The organism is Rhodococcus zopfii NBRC 100606 = JCM 9919 (assembly GCF_001895025.1).
In the GTDB taxonomy this organism is placed as follows: Bacteria; Actinomycetota; Actinomycetes; order Mycobacteriales; family Mycobacteriaceae; genus Rhodococcus; species Rhodococcus zopfii.
In genome coordinates, this window is record NZ_BCXI01000017.1 from 127,778 (window position 1) to 144,918 (window position 17,141).

At 64.0% G+C, this 17,141-nt stretch carries 15 protein-coding genes; 8 read left to right on the top strand and 7 right to left on the bottom strand.

Features of this window, described 5'->3' with window-relative positions; genetic code table 11:
* Nucleotides 1–15 precede the first annotated feature (15 nt).
* The 4 genes from RZ1_RS13255 (at nucleotide 16) to RZ1_RS13275 (ending at nucleotide 3,910) form a co-directional block, all read left to right on the top strand.
* Nucleotides 16–204 carry a hypothetical protein gene (locus RZ1_RS13255; protein ID WP_072812488.1) on the top strand — a complete coding sequence of 63 codons (189 nt, stop codon included), beginning with the start codon at nucleotides 16–18 and terminating at the stop codon, nucleotides 202–204.
* 1 nt (nucleotide 205) lies between these two features.
* Nucleotides 206–1,153, top strand: coding sequence for a Fic/DOC family protein (locus RZ1_RS13260; RefSeq protein WP_072812490.1), 948 nt, complete (start codon nucleotides 206–208; stop codon nucleotides 1,151–1,153).
* An 811-nt stretch (nucleotides 1,154–1,964) separates the two neighbouring features.
* Complete coding sequence (locus RZ1_RS13270) at nucleotides 1,965–2,543, top strand: hypothetical protein (protein ID WP_139281836.1); 579 nt, start codon at nucleotides 1,965–1,967, stop codon at nucleotides 2,541–2,543.
* Nucleotides 2,544–2,911: 368 nt separating this feature from the next.
* Complete coding sequence (locus RZ1_RS13275) at nucleotides 2,912–3,910, top strand: DUF4192 domain-containing protein (RefSeq protein WP_072812496.1); 999 nt, start codon at nucleotides 2,912–2,914, stop codon at nucleotides 3,908–3,910.
* Between the two features lie 138 nt (nucleotides 3,911–4,048).
* Here RZ1_RS13275 and RZ1_RS30530 read toward each other — a convergent pair whose 3' ends face one another.
* From RZ1_RS30530 to RZ1_RS13285, 3 genes are all read right to left on the bottom strand, one after another.
* The gene (locus tag RZ1_RS30530) at nucleotides 4,049–4,219 is read right to left on the bottom strand and encodes a hypothetical protein (protein WP_169917945.1); all 171 of its coding nucleotides are present in this window, start codon (nucleotides 4,217–4,219) and stop codon (nucleotides 4,049–4,051) included.
* Between the two features lie 77 nt (nucleotides 4,220–4,296).
* The gene (locus RZ1_RS13280) at nucleotides 4,297–4,530 is read right to left on the bottom strand and encodes a hypothetical protein (protein WP_072812498.1); all 234 of its coding nucleotides are present in this window, start codon (nucleotides 4,528–4,530) and stop codon (nucleotides 4,297–4,299) included.
* 4 nt (nucleotides 4,531–4,534) lie between these two features.
* Nucleotides 4,535–5,338: a DUF8548 family protein gene (locus RZ1_RS13285; RefSeq protein ID WP_238072131.1), complete on the bottom strand. Its 804-nt coding sequence runs from the start codon at nucleotides 5,336–5,338 to the stop codon at nucleotides 4,535–4,537.
* Nucleotides 5,339–5,917: 579 nt separating this feature from the next.
* On the opposite strand from RZ1_RS13285, the gene RZ1_RS13290 reads away from it, so the two are divergent.
* Complete coding sequence (locus RZ1_RS13290) at nucleotides 5,918–6,484, top strand: hypothetical protein (RefSeq protein ID WP_169917947.1); 567 nt, start codon at nucleotides 5,918–5,920, stop codon at nucleotides 6,482–6,484.
* Nucleotides 6,485–6,583: 99 nt separating this feature from the next.
* Here the strand turns inward: RZ1_RS13290 and RZ1_RS13295 are convergent, their stop codons facing one another.
* A complete protein-coding gene (locus tag RZ1_RS13295; RefSeq protein ID WP_072812501.1) occupies nucleotides 6,584–7,216 on the bottom strand; it encodes an HNH endonuclease in 633 nt (210 codons plus the stop codon).
* 626 nt (nucleotides 7,217–7,842) lie between these two features.
* On the opposite strand from RZ1_RS13295, the gene RZ1_RS13310 reads away from it, so the two are divergent.
* The 3 genes from RZ1_RS13310 to RZ1_RS13320 all read left to right on the top strand — a co-directional run bounded on the left by RZ1_RS13310 (nucleotide 7,843) and on the right by RZ1_RS13320 (nucleotide 11,991).
* Entirely contained in the window at nucleotides 7,843–8,937 is a 1,095-nt protein-coding gene (locus RZ1_RS13310; protein WP_139281838.1) for a hypothetical protein, read from the top strand.
* A 57-nt stretch (nucleotides 8,938–8,994) separates the two neighbouring features.
* On the top strand, nucleotides 8,995–10,671 hold the full coding sequence (locus RZ1_RS13315) for a hypothetical protein (RefSeq protein ID WP_139281839.1): 1,677 nt from the start codon (nucleotides 8,995–8,997) through the stop codon (nucleotides 10,669–10,671).
* A 237-nt stretch (nucleotides 10,672–10,908) separates the two neighbouring features.
* Complete coding sequence (locus RZ1_RS13320) at nucleotides 10,909–11,991, top strand: PDDEXK family nuclease (RefSeq protein WP_238072130.1); 1,083 nt, start codon at nucleotides 10,909–10,911, stop codon at nucleotides 11,989–11,991.
* 141 nt (nucleotides 11,992–12,132) lie between these two features.
* Here RZ1_RS13320 and RZ1_RS13325 read toward each other — a convergent pair whose 3' ends face one another.
* Genes RZ1_RS13325 through RZ1_RS13335 form a run of 3 tightly spaced genes read right to left on the bottom strand, consistent with a single transcriptional unit; the run spans nucleotide 12,133 to nucleotide 17,029 of the window.
* Nucleotides 12,133–14,718, bottom strand: a complete 2,586-nt coding sequence (locus RZ1_RS13325) for a DEAD/DEAH box helicase family protein (protein WP_072812511.1) — start codon at nucleotides 14,716–14,718, stop codon at nucleotides 12,133–12,135.
* A complete protein-coding gene (locus RZ1_RS13330; protein WP_072812513.1) occupies nucleotides 14,715–16,382 on the bottom strand; it encodes an Eco57I restriction-modification methylase domain-containing protein in 1,668 nt (555 codons plus the stop codon). The genes RZ1_RS13325 and RZ1_RS13330 overlap by 4 nt, the downstream gene beginning before the upstream one ends.
* A complete protein-coding gene (locus RZ1_RS13335) occupies nucleotides 16,379–17,029 on the bottom strand; it encodes a DNA methyltransferase family protein (protein ID WP_072812515.1) in 651 nt (216 codons plus the stop codon). The genes RZ1_RS13330 and RZ1_RS13335 overlap by 4 nt, the downstream gene beginning before the upstream one ends.
* Nucleotides 17,030–17,141 lie beyond the last annotated feature (112 nt).

Here is a 17,141-nt window from a genome sequence, read left to right on the forward strand (position 1 = left end):
GACCAGGGAGAACCTGTGACACCACGCAAGACCGAAGCCGAAGCCCGCGCCGCCGTCGCCGCGATGGAACCGATCATGGCCATCGAAGGCCGCGAGATGAGCGAGGGCGACAAAGAACTGCTGGTCGAACTGATCCAAGGCACCACGACCATCGAAGAAGTCACCAAGATCATGGCGCGCGAAGCCGGCTACGAGATCGACTGACATGGCCCCGCGCTACTCCCGCGAATGGCTCGACTACTTCATCCCCGACACGGTCGACTGGCACTCGGACGGAATGCCCGACACCAGCCGCGCCGTGATGAAAAGCCTGGTCCTGCGATCGGAGAAATGGCCGCACGGCATCCCCGACGCCGACCTGCTGCACCGCACCGAAGGCGTCATCAGCTACATGCGCATGCAGGAGCTGGCCGACGATCCGATCCCCGGCCGGTTCGACCTGCCACACTTCCAACGCATCCACCACCACCTGTTCCAGGACGTCTACCCCTGGGCCGGCCAGTTGCGCACCGCACCACGGGACTGGCCGATGGTCAAGATGGGGCCGGACGTCGCCGCCGTGCGCGCCGGCGGACGCCCCGTCACCGAAATCCCGCATTCGTACTTCAAGGCCCGCGAGGTCCTGACGGCCGCCACCGCTGTTCTCGACCGCGTCACAGCGAAGAACAACCTGCGCGGACTCGGACGAGAACAGTTCCTCGACGAGCTGACGAAAGTGTGGGCACGGATCAACTTCGTGCACCCGTTCCGGGAAGGGAACACCCGAACACAGTTCGCGTTCTTCCGGCAGCTGTGCGCCGAGGCCGGCTACACCCTTCACACCGACCGCTTCATCGCCGTCAAGAGAGCCGACCTCGCCAGCAACCCTCTGCTCGGAGACCTCCGCGAGCAATTCGTCTGGGGGCGCTTCGAGTACATGCAGATCGGCGACACCCGCCTCATGCGCGAAGTACTCGACATGGCGATCACCGACCCCATCCCCGTCGGCCCGATCATCGACCACGGCGTCGACCTACGCGCCATCGCCGCCGCGACCCTCGGCCACCCCCGGCCCGCCCGGGCAAGAACCCCCGGCACCACCGCGCCAGACACCCCCGCCGCGACCGTGGACCTGCCCCATAGTCACCACACGAGCCACAACCTCGACCCGTAGTTCGAATACCGAATAAGACGGAAAGAGCAGATATTCGAAATAGTGAGGGGGTGCGGCAACGCCTGCGAGGTGGCGGAGGAAACCGCACGCCCGTATCCGCGCGGTCCTGCCGTCACCGCCGACTCGGTAGACCTCGATCGGGTCCGTCACTGCTTCGAGGGCAAGCCGGCGCGCAGCGGTGGCGCGGCAGCCTCACGACCATCCCTGCCGCGTAGCTACCGCTCCCTCTGCGAGGCTCCCGGCTCCCTTGCGGGCCACTGCACTCCGAACAGCATCGGCCCCGTATGTGGCGGAATCAGGATCTCGGCCCCACACGAACAGCGGTACGTCCGGTGGCCCATCACCCCCGACGGCCGCCGAGCCGTCTCACGCGAACAGGAATTCACCCCACCGCCACACGATTCGGCCCCAGATCATGCCCCGCTGGGCACATCTGCGGAGCGCGTTCGTACGCCACCACCCCCCGATTTTCGCACATACTTTCGAACCCTCGCTATGATCGGGGCGCGGCAGGTCGATGGAGGGGCGCCAACGGCGGTCTTCGGGAAGCATCGGCCTGCCGCCGCTCGTCAGCGCGCATGGGCCGCTACCTCTCCGAACCCGGTGAACGCCGCCACCGGGTCCGGGCCGGGGATTCCGGAGAATCCTCGAGCCGAGATGAGGGAGGTAGCGGCCCCTTGCTCGCCGCTGATCGGGACTGTAGCGCACACGCCGGCCCCCTCGCGCCGCGCCCGCATCACATTGCCGAACGGCTCCCCTGACGTGCAGGCCACTACGATCGTCGCCATCACAGCCGGCCGGAGGGATGAAGATGAGCACAGCTGCACTGCCTCGATCCGCGATGTCGACCCTAAATATCGCCGGGTACGGTGTGGCCTGCGTCGCGAGCCTCGTCCTCATCGTGGCCAGCCTCGGCCCCTGGGGAGTAGCGCAAACTCCGGTCAACTCGTTGACCTTCAACGGCACCGACGGCACGGACGGCAAGATCACCCTGATTGCTGGCTGCGTCGCCGGAGCGAGCCTGCTGCTCCGCGCCGTATGGGATTCCCTCTGGCCGTTCGTGGTAGCCATGCTCGCCGGCGTCGTCTGCGCTGTAACGGGGTTTGTCGACCTGTCGCGGGGTCAGGCACTGTTCAGCGACGACCAGACGTTTGTCTCAGTCGGCTGGGGACTGTGGCTGCTGTGCATCGGATCCGTCGCCCTTCTACTCGGTGTCGCCCTGTGCGCGATCACCCAGGCGAAGAACAGCGACTGGACCATCGGCGCCGAACTGCGGGAACTCGCCGGAAACCCCCGCGAGTTGACGTTCGCAATCGCATCCGTACTGTGCGCCATCGCCACGATCATCCTGGTCGTCTGGGCCGTCAGCATCCGACCTCTCTGGCAGTGAACCCCGACATGTGATCGATGCGTTTGCCCGGAGGCGATCTCTCGCGGTCTCAGTCCTCGACGGTGGAACGCGGAGGTTTCGCGGGCCACCTTCGGTGTCCACCGAATCGAGCTCCGCTGCGCTCCGCCCTGAAAAGGACTCTCTCTTTGCCCTTCTTGCCTTCCGATCATGACCGGCCGGCCGCTGCGCGCAACCCCTGGGCGCTACGCGGCCTGACGGCCCGAAAACTCTCTCCTCCGCTTCGCTCCCCCGAGACTTTTCGTCCCAGGGATTGCACTCCGCGTCCTTAGGCCGGTCGTTATCTCCATGCCAGAAGGGCAAAAGATCAGGCGGGCCGCGCAGGTCCGCCGCGACCATGAGGAGAGGCCATGTCCGACCGCATTCAGATCAAGGGAATCGGCGAACTCATCGCTGCTGTCCCCACCGTTCTGTCGTTCGTGCCTGAGCAGTCGATCGTGCTGGTCTTCTCGAGCGCGGGCCGCGTCACGTGGATGGTCCGCACCGACTTCGGGACGGGTGGGCGCCTACTGACGGCCGAGACGATTGTCCGGAGCGGCGAGTCCGACGCAGTGATCGTCGTCGTCGTGGCGAAGGGACGCACCTTCCGCGAGGTGATGGCAGAGGGCAACCGTGTGAGCGCGACGATGCTCGGGCTGGGTGTCGAGGTGCAGGGGATCTACTACACCCCGAGTATCGAGGGCGGGCAGACATGGACCGACATGCAGAGTTTCGAGACCGGCACGGTGGTCGATCCGGCCACGACCGCGGCTGCCGCCGCGACCGTCTTCACCGGCAAGCAGCTCACCCGCACCCGCGAGGAGATCGTGGCCCGCTACCGGCGTGACGGCGCGACGACGACCGACCGCCGCCGGGCGCGGATGACGAAGGAGGTGATGGGGGAGAACTTTGCGCGCAGCGTCATCAGCGAGCTGGCCGACGCCGTCCGCGAGCGTCAGGAGCCGACGGCCGCACTCGCAGCGCGAGTCGGGTTGCTCGTCACCACCGGCATCACGGCACGTGATGCGATCCTCGGACTGGCAGTGATCGACCCGGCCACCGCGGCCGAGACGATGGCGGCCGTCGCCCGCAAGTTGTACGGCGCCGAACGGGTGGCGGCACTGACAGTCGCCGGGTTCTTCGCATATGTGAACTTCCAGGGACCGGACGCCGGGTGCGCATTCGAGGCAGCCCGCGAGGAGGCCGCCCGGCATCCCCTGTCCGACACGCGCCTGCTCGGACTGGTCGAGCAGGCACTCTCGACGGGGCTACACCCGAGGCAGATGCGCACGCTGTCCGGCACCGGAGTCGACATCGCCCGCGAGAAGTTCGGTGTCGAGCTGCCCGCCCCGAGCAGTGATTGGCTCTGACGGCACAACACACAGCCAGGCCCCCGGAATCCGTAGTTCCGGGGGCCTCGCCCGTTGCGCAGGAACGTCGATCAGGCATCGAGCCTGACCGACGCTTGCGCACGTCCTACAACGCACAGCATAGCCACGCGCACACCGTCAGAACTCGTCCCGCTCCGCATCGTCGGGGAACCCGAAATCGACCGCCGAGGACTGCGACCGGGGAACACTCTCGCCACCCACGATCGCTTCGAGTTCGCTCTCACTCGGGCGGATTCCGTGCTTGATGGCGTCGTACAACTGCTTCTCCACGTGTGACCGTTCCACCATGTCGATCCTCTCGTCCGGCCCGCAGTCCTAGGGCCATCAGCCGCCTGCAGATGGCGGCCGGGGAAGGCTGGGGTGTCCTACAGGGCCTCGTCGATGCGTTCGTGCAGCCGGTCCGCAGCCTCGGCCCACCGCAGGAAATCCGCTCGGTTCGGATGCTTGGGATCGTCCTGGACCTGGTGTCGAAGATCGTCGGCCCATTCCCGCAGCGCCGCGGTCAGCACGAAATGCAGATCCGGCTCGTCCGGATCGTCGAGGTCGACGATCACGCGACGGGACGACTGTCCACCGAGGGTGGCCAGGACCGTGTCCAAGCGGTCACGGATAATCGGCGAGCTCGCCGGCCGCATCCACCCCTCGAGCATCCGGGCCTATCGACCGATCCTGCGAGAGGGGCTCGTCCGGGTCGGTGTGCAGTTCGGTGCGTACCGACCGCGCCGATGTCCAGATGGCATGGTCGATCTCCCAGGCGGTGACCCGTCGGCCGAGCACACTGCTGACCTCGGTGGCGAGCTCGGAGAGCAGCGTGCGGGCCGTGGCGGCGTTGACGTCGGCGCCGTGGCGGGCCAGCCACCCCAGCACCATGCGGTCGGGTTTGATGGTGTCCTCGTCGCCGACGAGCATCCACAGATAGCCGCGGCGCACCCCGAACCCGCCATCGCCGGGAACGGTGCGCAGCGCGGTTTCCACCGTGTCGAGCCGCTGCGGGTCGTCGAGCAGGACGCGAGCGTCGTCGAGTGTCCGGATCCCGTGCTCGTGGAGGATCGTCGCGTACTGCAGCACAGCTTCGGCCTTGAGAATGCCCCCACGCGGTGAGGTGCGTTGCCGGTTGTTCGTCACCGCCAGCAGCGCGTCGACGGTGTCGTAGCGATCCAAGAACCGCTCCAGCGGTAAGGGGTCGGCCAGGCCGGTGACCGGCGGCGGCACGGATGGCGTCTCGATGCCGGCATCGGCGGCGACCCGGCGCACCACCGGCAGCACGTGACGGTCGTAGTGGGCGCCGATGCTGTAGACCGCATCGACGATGCACAAACTCAGGCTCACCCACTGCCGCTGGCGCGGACGCAGGTCGAGACCACAGACGGCCTCGACCACCGGCGACAGATCAGCAGCTGCGGACATGGATGCACCGTAATCGATCCGGGCGACACACAAGGTGGTCATCGACCCTTCGCGGCGGCACCGGACCGAACGACACCAGCACCGAGATCATCGGCGGCGAACCGACCGGAACTCACTCAGCAATCCGCCGACGCGACCTGCCTGCGTCGACGTCGATCCGGCCCCGGGGCCGTCGACGCGCTTAAGCCGATGGCGGCCGGCGATGTCGGGATCGACGACGACCAGGCGTCCCAGTTCGTCGACCTCGTAGGTGCGTACCGCTGGCCCGAACTCGCCTCGACGTAGCTTCGGGCCTGCCAGAAGCGTGGTCGATTAGCCTTGTGCTTCGTGTTGAGAACCGGTCAAGGAGTAACTCGGCGTTGGGCACCGACGGTGTCTGTAGCCGGCGTGATCGTGCTGGGATTGTCCGGGTGCTCGTCCGGCAGTGACTCCGACACGGCGACGCAGGAGCCATCATCGACCACCCCGACGTCAGCGGCCTTCTCCACGAGCGGCGCGGTGTCGCCGTCGGCTACTCCGACCTCCGCGACATCGATGACGTCTGCGGCCCCGACGCCGGCCCCTCTCGCCGCGGACCAGATGGTTCTGTCGCCGGACCAGCTGCCCGGAGCGGGATGGAAACCGGATGACGATGGTGACCCCGAGTCGACGCAGCGGCAGCCCGCGTCGCAACCGGAGTGCAGCAACCAATCCTGGACGCTGCGCACCGAGGAGATGACCGACCAGGCCGGTGCCGGCTGGTATTTCGACCAGGCAGCAGAAGTCGAAGCGATCACCAGCCAGGCGTTCGTGTACCGGAACGAGCAGGCCGCTGCGACAGCGCTGGCGGCGTATCGAGCCGTCGTCGAGCGGTGTGTGTCCTGGCAGATGGGCGCGGGGACTGCCGGCTACTCCTTTCAGGAGGGCCAGGAACCCTTCGACGCTGCGGTCGGTGACGAGTCTGTTGCTCGCATGCAGACCACGGCCATGGTCCGGTATCCGGATGTGCCTGCGAGCTCGAGCTATTGGGTCAGCGCTCGAGTGGGAGCATCGATCGTGCAGGTCACCTATCGGCCGGGGTCCCTGCTGGGCAGCGGGCAAGGCAAGACCCAGGCAGTCGACCTGGCAGCGACCGCCGCGGCCCAGGCGCAGACCCGCACCGGATAGGGAGGATCCACAACGTCTGACCTGTCGGACCACACGAGCACCCGGACCTTGCGAGCGGCCCGCCGGGACTATCCGCAGGTAGTGATCACTGCATACGCGCTAAGTCAGGGTGGAGCGCACATCGATCGTCGCGCGGAACCAGCGGGCCAGGTACTTGTCGGCCATCAACTCCGGACGGGCTTCGACGTAGCCGACGAACCAGCCGGACAGGCCGTCCCAGATTCTGTGGTTCCCGGGTGCGGTGAGGCTCCAGCCGAGTTCGTGGAGGGTCCAGTGTGCTTTGGCGGAGTTGCGTAGCATCGAGGTGCTCACCCAGTTCGGTTCCGCATCCACGCCGCCGCGGGCGACCGGAACCAGATGATCGATGGTCGGAAACAACTCCCAGAACGCGAAGTGCGACTGCGACATCTGCCAGTTCGGATGCGCAGGGAACTCTTCCGGCAGGATCAGCGACAGTGTGCGCAGGGCAGCCGGGTGCACGAGCTTGGCGCCGCTATAGCGGTCGAGGAAGCCGTCCCGGTAGAACACGCGCAGGCATTGGCGTTCGGTGTACTGACGCGAGTTCTTCGCCACCGGACTGAAGGGATACTCACTACGCAGGATCTGCCGACCCTGCTCGAGATCACCGGCATCGATCGCGGCCACGGTGCGAGCGAGAATATCGGCTTTGTCGCCCTTGATGACAGCAGGATCCGGAACCGTTTCGGCAGATCGGGATTCGGGATTCGACACATCTTCGATCGTAGAGCCACTCCCCAACTACCCGCTCTCCGCACATCCGGCGGGAAGTGCCAGCGAGCTCGGTGGATGAAGCCAGTACGTGGTCCGTGTCGGCGATCGGGCATCTCACCTACCGGTCCGATCGCTTCTCGGGTTCCGATCAGGGATGCCAGCGAGCGAACAACCTGATCGCAGCGGTGGTGAACATTCGCACTTCCGGAGAGCGTTACGGCGGCACCGGACGTCTGCGGCCGGTGATCCGGTCTGTCGGGCACCGAGCGAACGTGGGTTTGCAGTGACGGTGCGATCACCGTAGCCAAATCCGGGCCCCTTCGGAGAACAGCGTCAACGAAGCCTCGAACAATAGATGGTCCGTTCCGCTCGTCTCGTAGTAGAACTCCTCGGAGGCTGCTTCCCTGGGGTTCAGTGTCGGGTAGGTAAGAGGTGAGAGCATGTTGATGGTCGGGCTGAAGCGACGCTCTTGCGAGTAGAAGGCATCGAGGTCTCCGAACCGGAACACGCGGGGTCCCGTACCGATGTTGGTCACCGTGATCGCGGCAGGCGAGTTGCTCCACGAGTGCAGGCTCTCGCACCTGAGACCCCGACAATCTGTCGGGCCCTTGTCACACAATGCATCCATGCTCGCTCGCAGCAGAGGTCAACGCGTGTTCCTGGCCGAAGGTCGACCATGGAAGGACGCGGTGATCGCTTATCTCGAACCGCGCTCGCCCTATCGACCGTGGCTGATCCCCTCCGCTGTGGCCGCGGGAAATCTGATCATCACAGTTCTCGACACCGACCCCCGCACGGTGCTGTGCGTGGAGCGCATGGGCCCCACCCGACGCGGAACGGTTCTCGAGGTCGTCGAGGAGAGTCGCTTGACGTTACCCTCGGTGCCGGACATCGAGGCAGCCCTGTCGATCACCCTGCCGACCGCACCCGGCCGGATCGACGACGGCGCGGCTGACCGCCTGCTTGAGGGACTGTCGGTGTATGAGGAGCGATTCGGCAATCCGCCGCGCCCCTTCGCCGACCCGCATCGGCACGACCCGCAGCTCTCGTCGGCCCGCTCTGCCCGGGTCCTGCTCGAATCCGGCGGCGTCTGCGCTGTCTGTGGTGACCGGGTGAACCTGCGCGGCGCCGCCGCTCGTGAGCGGGTCCACGTGCACCTCCCCGACGCACACGCCGCCGCCGATGAACAGTGGTCGGACCGCTCGGCCGCGCTGTGTACCCAGTGTCACCAGGCGATGACCGGCGGAGGATTCACCAGCTTCGTGGAGTACCGGTTCTCGCTGCAACCGACGTGCCCGCGCTGCCAGGCATGTCGAACCCAGGAGGTCGTCTACGGCATGCCACCGGGGCCAGGGTGGCTCGACGACAAACCGTGGTTGGCGATGGGCGGATGCGCCATCGGTCCGGACTCGCCCCGATGGGGATGTGGCGTCTGCGGCTACCACTGGCACTACAACGTCGATCGCCGCTTCGTCGACGAAGAAGATCCCCACGCCGGCGATTATGTCGCCGCGCATTTGTTCAACTTCGACGGCCGACGCCCGCACATGCATCCGCCGGACGTCGAGGACCCACACGAGATGCAGATCGGCACGCTCATCATCGAGGACGTCGATTCGGCCTGGGGCGGGTACACGCGTTACGCCGTGCTCCGTGACGACGGGTGCCTGAGAGAAATCGAGCCGGACACCATCGTCGCGGTCGGCCGGACGGGCACCTGACGAACCGGCAGGTTGTTGCACCGGTCGGCGTCGAGATTCGACTCGGGGGACGACTCGGTGACGTTGCCGCAGCTACCACAGCACCATGCCTTGGGGTCCAGCCGGACGGTACCGTCCCAGCTGGAGCAGATCCGACTCCACCGGGCGTCTACGACGCGAAGCACGGGAAGCCAGCGCGACCGCGAAAGACATTCGTATAGTGCACAAATGACCGGTGAGGCGATTGAGTCGATCTTTCTCGACGGCTACGACTGGCCTGTGCCGCCAGTGGTGAGCACGTCGGTCTCGAAGTCGTTGGCACGCGATCTGCAGCTGTCGGACTGGCGCGCGGATGTGGGTATCTCCGCGCTGTTGGGGCTGGCCACACGTTCGTGTCAGCCGAGCGATGCAGCAGCGCGGTCGTTGCTGGCGGGGCAATTCGGCATGCCGCAGGACAGAGCCAGAGCGGCCGTCGGCCTGGGTCGATACCTGGTCACCGACAACCCGGTCAACAACCATCCTCTGGGTTATCTCGCGGCGGTGAAACTGAGCGAACCCCGTGCGCGGCGGCTGTTGGAACTGTATGCCGGCCGCACCAACGACGACGGAATGTCCGCCGCGAAGATCAACTGCACCCGGGTTCGTGCCGTTCGGACCGGACAAGATGTGCGCAGGCTCGCGCAAGCTTCCGCATCCTCTCAGGACGCACCCACCATGGCGGTCACCGCCGCTCTGCTGGCCTCGTCGCGTCTGACAAACGAGTCCGGGACGACGGAATTGCTGCACGACGCACTGACGCAGTCGGTGGCGCACAATGCGAAGGCCACTGCGTTGGAGCGGCGCCGTGACCGCGTACTGGCCGGCGCGTACGCGTTGTCGGCTTTGGCTGTCGAAGGCCTCGATGTAGGGGATCTCGCCTGGAACGATGCCACACCGTCCTGGCGTTTCGACGCCGCACCATGGCTTCTGCCTCTTCTCGACGTCGAGGACAGCACACCACTGCGGCAACTCCTCGACAGAGCAGCACATCTCGGTCTCGGTTTCGTGTCGGTCGGCACCTCGCCGTTCCAGGTGGAAGGCGATGTCGGCGAGACCGCCGAACAGGAGCTGTTGGATGCGACGCTGCACCGCGTCAGTCATCTGGCAGCGGCAGGCCGGCTCACCAAGGTTCCGGACACCCCGTTGTGGTTCGACGGTGGTAGCGACGGGCAAGTTCTGCTGGTGGTTGCCGACGACGATGCGTACGCGTGGGTGGGGCGAGCCAGAAAAGGGGTGTTGGTCGGATTCGACCTGACGGATTTTGTCGGACGCTGTCTCGACGAACCCGGGATCCGCACCGCACTGGCGATGGCCGTCGCCTGGTATGTCGACGGGGCGATAAGCTTGAAGAAGCAGTCGACCGCCGCGGCGTCGTTCACGCGCCGCTCCGCCGGCACTCCTTCGATCTATCGCTACACCCCCACCTCGTCGTTCACGCAGCACGTCACGGATGTCGCCCACGGCCGCAGCATCCCACCGCGGCCACACGCGGTGACCGCGCACATCCGGCATCTCGGACCGGAGAAGGAGCCGTCGGAGGACGCCGTCGATCGTGCCCCACGGCACCTACGGCGCTATATGGGGCCTCACGACACGTACGTCCGGGGCTACCAAACCGGCGGCGCCACCGGTGCGGACGAGCTGATCACGCGCCTGTCGAAGCATTCGATGTTGGCCGATGTTCTCGGAGAACTGTCCGACCAGCAAAGTAGTTAACGAGCCGCGAGTGGAATCACACGGTCTTCCCCGGACAGCAACTACTCGGTGGCCATCTCCGGCGCCACCACACCGTAACCCGGTGACAGTAGCGACGTTCTCGCATGTGCTGTTGCTGTCATCGATTCCGGTGACCTTGGAGGCCGTCCGGCCGGCACGGCGCGACGAACACCCTTCGTCCCGCACGTGGAAGTCAAGTCGATACGGTGCCCGAGCCTGTAGTGCACACTGTTCATCATGGATTCGGACATCCACATGTTCATGGTGAACGGGCAGACGACGACGCCGATGACCCCGAGTGGATTGGCGACTCAAGGGCTCCTTGAGACCGTGCACCTCGAACAATGGGTAGTCGACAATCCGCAGGTCCTCGGTGGTGACATCAGAATCGTGACCACGCAATACGACAAGTGGTCCTCACAGTTCGGGGACTCGGCCAAAGAGCGCCTCGACATCCTCGGGCTCGACAGCTCGGGGCAGCTCGTAGTCGTCGAACTCAAACGCGGCAGCGACTCGCGGATTCATTTGCAGGCCATCACGTATGCGGCGCTGGTGGCGGGCTTCGACAAGCACACCCTCGCCGAGGTCCACGCCGACTATCTCAACCGAACTGGCACTTATGCGACTGCGGTTTCCGCCGCCGAGGCCGAGGACCTACTCGACAGGCACGTCGAAGGAGAATGGGACGATGATGTCCTCACCATCCCCAAAATTGTCCTGCTCGCCGAGGATTTCACCGCTCAGACCTACACCACGGTCAAGTGGCTCAGTGATCTGACTCCGAATCTGAGTATCGAGATGCGGACGATCAATGTGTTCCTGCAACCCTCGGACACAGCGAACGGACTTCCCTGCGTGGTGTTCCGCCGGCTGTATCCAACAGACGACCCCGCCGTCCGGATCCTGACTCCCGGGACCGCCAGTGCAGACACCGTCGTCACCAAGATCGCCGAACGAAAAATGCGAGCCCGTTCCACCTACATCCTGCACGACAACGAAGTGATTCCCGAAGGGGCACGGCTCGAGTTGAGCCTGCGCGGCGTGGTCAATCTTCCTACCGTGGAGAAGGTCGAGCAGTGGATCGCCGAAAATCCGGACCGGGGATATGCGACGTGGGTCCGAAACCGAGAACGCCCACTGCAATGGACCGGCGACCCGGCGGATTCGACCTGGACCCCCACCGGACTTGCCCGTCATATCGTCGAACGTGCCACCACCATCCACATGGATGCCATCCCCGGTGGCGACGTGTGGCGGTACAACGGCCGCACCTTGTATGAGATCGCCAAGCAGGCAGAGACCGAACCTCCGACGCCGTAGGCCCTGGCAGGTTCCCGATAGTCGGTCCGGTCCCGGGCAGCTCTGTGACCGAACATCGAGGAGCGTCAGAGGACCAGACCGAAACGGGATTACCCCCTCGATAACGCCTCCGGGCGTTCACCGCCGATAGGCGCTCATATGTCAACTTCCGTCTATCGAGCGGCAAGGTTCCTCATCGGCAGCAACGACGGTGTCGTACAGACCGTAGTGGCGCAGGCCCGGATGAGAATCGATACCGGTGTACGACAGGGAGGCGTCTTCGTAGCGGCGGAAGGCGAATACGGCCTGGTTCATATGAGTGGCATTAAAGACGCCGAGGTTGACCAGTAGGTGAAAGTCAGCCACGCTCAAACCAGTGACGGCCTTGAACAAGTCAGGCTCCAGTTTGGTGATGACGTCTTGGAGCGTGTTCTCACGGAAGTCGGTGAGGTACATGAACGCCGGAATGCGAGTGGCGAACTTGACCAGTTTTTCCTGAATCTGCTTCCGCTTGGACTTGTACTCCTTCTCCTCCGCTGTGAGTTCCCGCTTCTCTTTCGGAGTGAGATCCTCACCCCGCTCCTTCTTGGCTTGCTTGACGGCGTCACTCTTGTTGACGACGGTCTCGAAGATCTCCGAACCCAAGGCCCGGAACCCTTCGATGTTCATCACCGCGTCCATTGCCGCCTGGTTGTTCATAATGCGGCGCAGGGTCTCGTTGTCGACGTTGACCAGGATCGCAGACTCCCACTTGCGGGCCAACAATGTCGCCGATGTCCCCGCCATCGCGATATCGAGGATGCCGCCCGCATCGACCTGGGTCATGTTCGAGCCGTCGTAGGCGAGTACCGGCAGGAACTTCACCAGCTCCTCGACGGCCTGCTCAGGGTTCGAGGTTTCCGGCGAGAGCCCCACCCCGTAGTCAGAAATCTGGCGCAACGCGCGGGTTGGGGCGAAGTCGAACACGAAACACACCGGCTTGAGTACATCCTCCTTGCTCGGGTCGTCACCGTTGGGGTTCTTGATCGACCACGGTGACTGCACCCTGAACGCTGCCTGGAAGTACGTTTCCGGGGAGTTGAGATTGCGCAGCATCAGGATCGCGGACCATTGCTTCACCGTGACCCCGGTGGTGAGTTTCCCGCACGACAGGGTGATGGTTTTGGTGTCGTGTCCGTCGCGGATGGCCGCGCGTACCGGTGGCAAGGCCTCAAGTCCGATCCCTGCTTGTGGGCCGGCGACTACGAGGACCTGGTAGTCGTGCCAGAACACATTCTGCCGCTCTGCCAGCAGGTTCGCCATCGCCTCGCAGGAGGCGACGGTGGGGAGGAACCAGAACGAGTGCTGGAGGTAGGGCAGCAGGCGAGCATCGGAGTAGGGGAAGGGCGGGCGGGTGCCCATCCGCATTGCGTCGATCTGAGTGGGAAGGTATGCGCCCCGGATGATGTCGAGCCACTTCTGGACATCGGTCTTGTGGACGAACTCGGCGTTCGCTCCAGTGCTGGTGGCCTCGAAGAAAGCGTTGAGGTCGAACTCGTCGAACTCACCCTGGTTCGCAACGGCGATCAGCTCGTCGGGCATCTGGTACGTGAACAGCCGCATCTCGGGCAGAGCCCCGTACGGGTTCCACTCGTCGGGGTGGTTGACGGCGTAGTCGAACTTAGCACGCTGCTCATCAGTGTAAGTCCAGTTGAAGATCTGCTCCTCGATGAACTCACCGGTTGCCAGGGCCTTGAAGGGGGTGCCCGACAGGTACAAATAGGCGCGGGTGGTAATTGGGAGGAAGTCGTCCTCGTTGTTGCCCAACTCGTCGAGTTCCTCGTCGAAGGCAACAAGGCCGTCGTTGTACTCGGCGGCGAGTTCCCTCTTCGCGACCTTCTCGTCTTCACCCTCGAACAGTTCCTTGGCGGATTCACGCCAGGCACCGAAGTGATATTCGTCGAAGATCACCAGGTCCCAGTTGGTGGTGTGTACCCATTCGTTCTTGGACTTGATCATTCCGGTCGCCTTGTCACGGCCGAGGAGATCCTGGAATGAACCGAAGTACACCAGCGGTTGATCTCGATTTGCCGCGTGGGGATCTGCGCCTGCTGCTGCGGAGAGGTACTGCCAACCCTGGAAGTCGACATGGGACTTCAGGTCGGCCTGCCATGCGTCCTCGACGGCAGGTTTGAACGTGACGACCAGGATGCGTTGGGCAGCAAGACGCTTGGCGAGTTGGTAGGCGGCGAAGGTCTTGCCGAAGCGCATCTTCGCGTTCCACAAGAACCGCGGCACTGCTTTCGGGTTTTCGCCCCAGAGCGACTCGTAGTACTCACGGGTTCGTTCGACGGCGTGGGCCTGCTCAGGGCGCATTGGGAACGTCTCATGATGCGTGCCGATGAACTTCTTGCCGGTGCGCAGCTCGGTGATAGCGATGCGCACATCGTTGGGAGTGCAACGCATCCATTCGCGTGCCGACCCGAAGATCGGGTTATCGAAGCCCTTCTCGATGAGGCGCTGGCGCACATCGGAGTCACGAAAAGTGGTGCCGTCGTCTCGATCGGCGGGCTCGTCGACGTGCAGAGTGTATGCCTGCTGCATTTGCCCCTGGGACTCGCGGATACGAGTGTTCACATCCGCCTTCGTCGTCTGCCCGACCTTGACGAGCCCTGCATACCCCGCAGGCGGATCATTGGGCGTCCAGGCGTAAATGCGAAGGCGTGCAGATGGCTTTGCAGGGAGGAGCTCGTCGATGTCCCTTGTCATTCGACGGCGTCCATCGGACGAACTACCTGCTCGACGAACGCGATTTCGTCCTCGGAGAGGCCGTAGTAGGTGTAGAGATCGTCGTCCGTCCACTGCTGCGTCCACTCTTGCATTGGGACGAAGCTGTAGACCTTGCGCGTGACGTGCTGACTCGACTTGTTGAGGAGGATAAGGAGGCGCGTTAGTCGGCAGCGAAGGTACGACAGGGCGCTTTCGGCCTCGGCCTTTGAGCCGAAGGGGCCGATACAGAGGTAGGTTTCCGAAGAGACGCTTCCGGGTTCCCCTAGGAACGGCGTACTAATGATCCTGTGAGGATAGGTGTCCTTGTTGCCGGTCCCTGGAGCCGCGTACCCCACAAAAAGCTTCCACTTGTCGATGAGATGGGAACCATTCGGTAGCGACTCCCTGCCGACCCATCCGGTACCGCCGTTCTGGTGAATCCGTAGGTCTCCGGGGCGCTTGGTCGCCTTGCCCTTGAACGTCGTTTCCAGCCCGAACGGCTTTCGGGAACTGACGAGTTGATCGAATCGCCTTCCCTCCGGGAGGGCGAGGGATTGATCCTGCCCGGTCTCGACTGCGATGACCTTGCGGAGAATGGACAGACCTTCGTTGAAGCGGATGAAGACATCCGCACCCGGTTCGAGGAGCGGACGCGTTGCGGTTGTTGTAGGCCAGTCCTTGAAGTGAGTCGTGACTTTACAGAGCCCGGGGTGGTCGCGGTCCCAGAGGAAGTAGCAAACTCCGCCCTTGAGTCCGACTCCTGGGAATACGTCGGACGCGCTGAGGTAGTCGTTGATTGCCCGTATGCGGTCATCGTTGATCATGGACTCCCTGAACTCATCGAGCCCTTTGCCGCCGGCGAACCAGCGTGACGGAACGATCATCGACAGGAAACGCGGTTCCAATTTCTTTGCTTGCTCGACGAACAACTGGTAGATCGGTGCCGCACTTGTGCCGTGCCCACCGTCGCTGAGCTGGTAAGGCGGGTTGCCGATGATGACGTCGAACTGCATGGTGTCTCCGAACAGCTCGGCAATGCGAGCGGTGATGTTGTCGGTGTGGATGAACGCGTAAGCGTGGGTCTCGAGATCGTCGCCACGTGCGTAGTCGTCTTCGCCAGCGCCGCAGTAGACGCATCTACGGTTGGTCTGGACGGTGATCTCCTCGCCGGTAAGCGGGTCGGCACGGAACTCCCGTTTGCCGCCTCCCCAGGTGTGTTCGGTGCGCTCGAACCAGATGTTGCCGTCCTCGGTGGTAAAGGATTTGGCGACGGAGTGCGGGCCATTGGCGAACTTGGAGCAGTAGACGCTGCGGCGAGCCAGGAGCGCGGTGAGCTGGGTGATACCGATGCCATAGAGCTGCCGAGTGAGGATATGGTCGACGCGCTCAGCCAAGTCTGGAATGACGAGGGCGAGACCTCCGATAAGTCTGCGAGCGATCTCCCGAAGAAAGACTCCAGACTTGGTGAACGGGTCCAGGAATGTGACGTTCGGGTTCGCCCAGATGTTTGCGCCGTTGTTGGCATCGGCCCACGTCTCCGCAAGGAGGTCGAGGATGGTGTTCGCCATCTCCGGTGGGGTGAATACCTCATCATTGGAGAGGTTCGCGATGCAGGTCAGGACGTCGGGGTTGTGTCCACGCAAGGTGAAGGGTGCCTGGCTCACGTGGTGCTCACTTCAGCGATGTCGCGAACCGTCATCGTCGGATATGTCTTGGCCGGAGTGAAAAGGTCCTGTCCAAGGTCCTGGAACAGCGATCCCTCCGCCTCATATGCGGCGCGCTGGGTCAGATCGTCGTAGCGGAAGTCGCGGCGCTGAAACTTGCCCTTTCCGAGGTAGCCCCATTCGGGGAACGTGATCGGGCGTCCGCTTGGCAGGGTCATCGTCAGGGCGTCGCCCTGCACGATGTTGACAGCGAGCACGACGCGGGCGGCCCGAGCCCACTCGTCTTCGTCCTCGACGCCGAGGAAGGCGCTAAAGATTTCGGCTAGGTTGCCCCGACACTCTTCGGCGTTATCGGCGAGCAGTTCGATGCCGTAGGTGCACATGAGGGCGAACAGCGCGTAGTGGCGCTTCTCGAAATCACTCTTACCGTGCCGAGCCTGCACGGTGGCGAGTTTGCGAGCGAGGACAGGAATGAGGAAGTTGCCAGCCCCGCAGGCAGGTTCCAGCACGCGCGAATCGATGCGCTCGGACTCCGCCTTAACGAGGTCAAGCATGTCCTCCACCATCCAGGCAGGGGTGAAGACCTCGCCGTGGTCGATGACGCGTTGCTTGGACTTGACCAGGCTCTCTGCGTCGCGCAGGTTCATTGGGCGTTCCTCATTTCATGTTCGTCTCCGTCAGATTAAGCGCCCGTCCAGAGAGGGCGGAACTCGCCCGATAAACCTGATGAGTTCGGTGCGTGCTAGCAGACAACAGCGA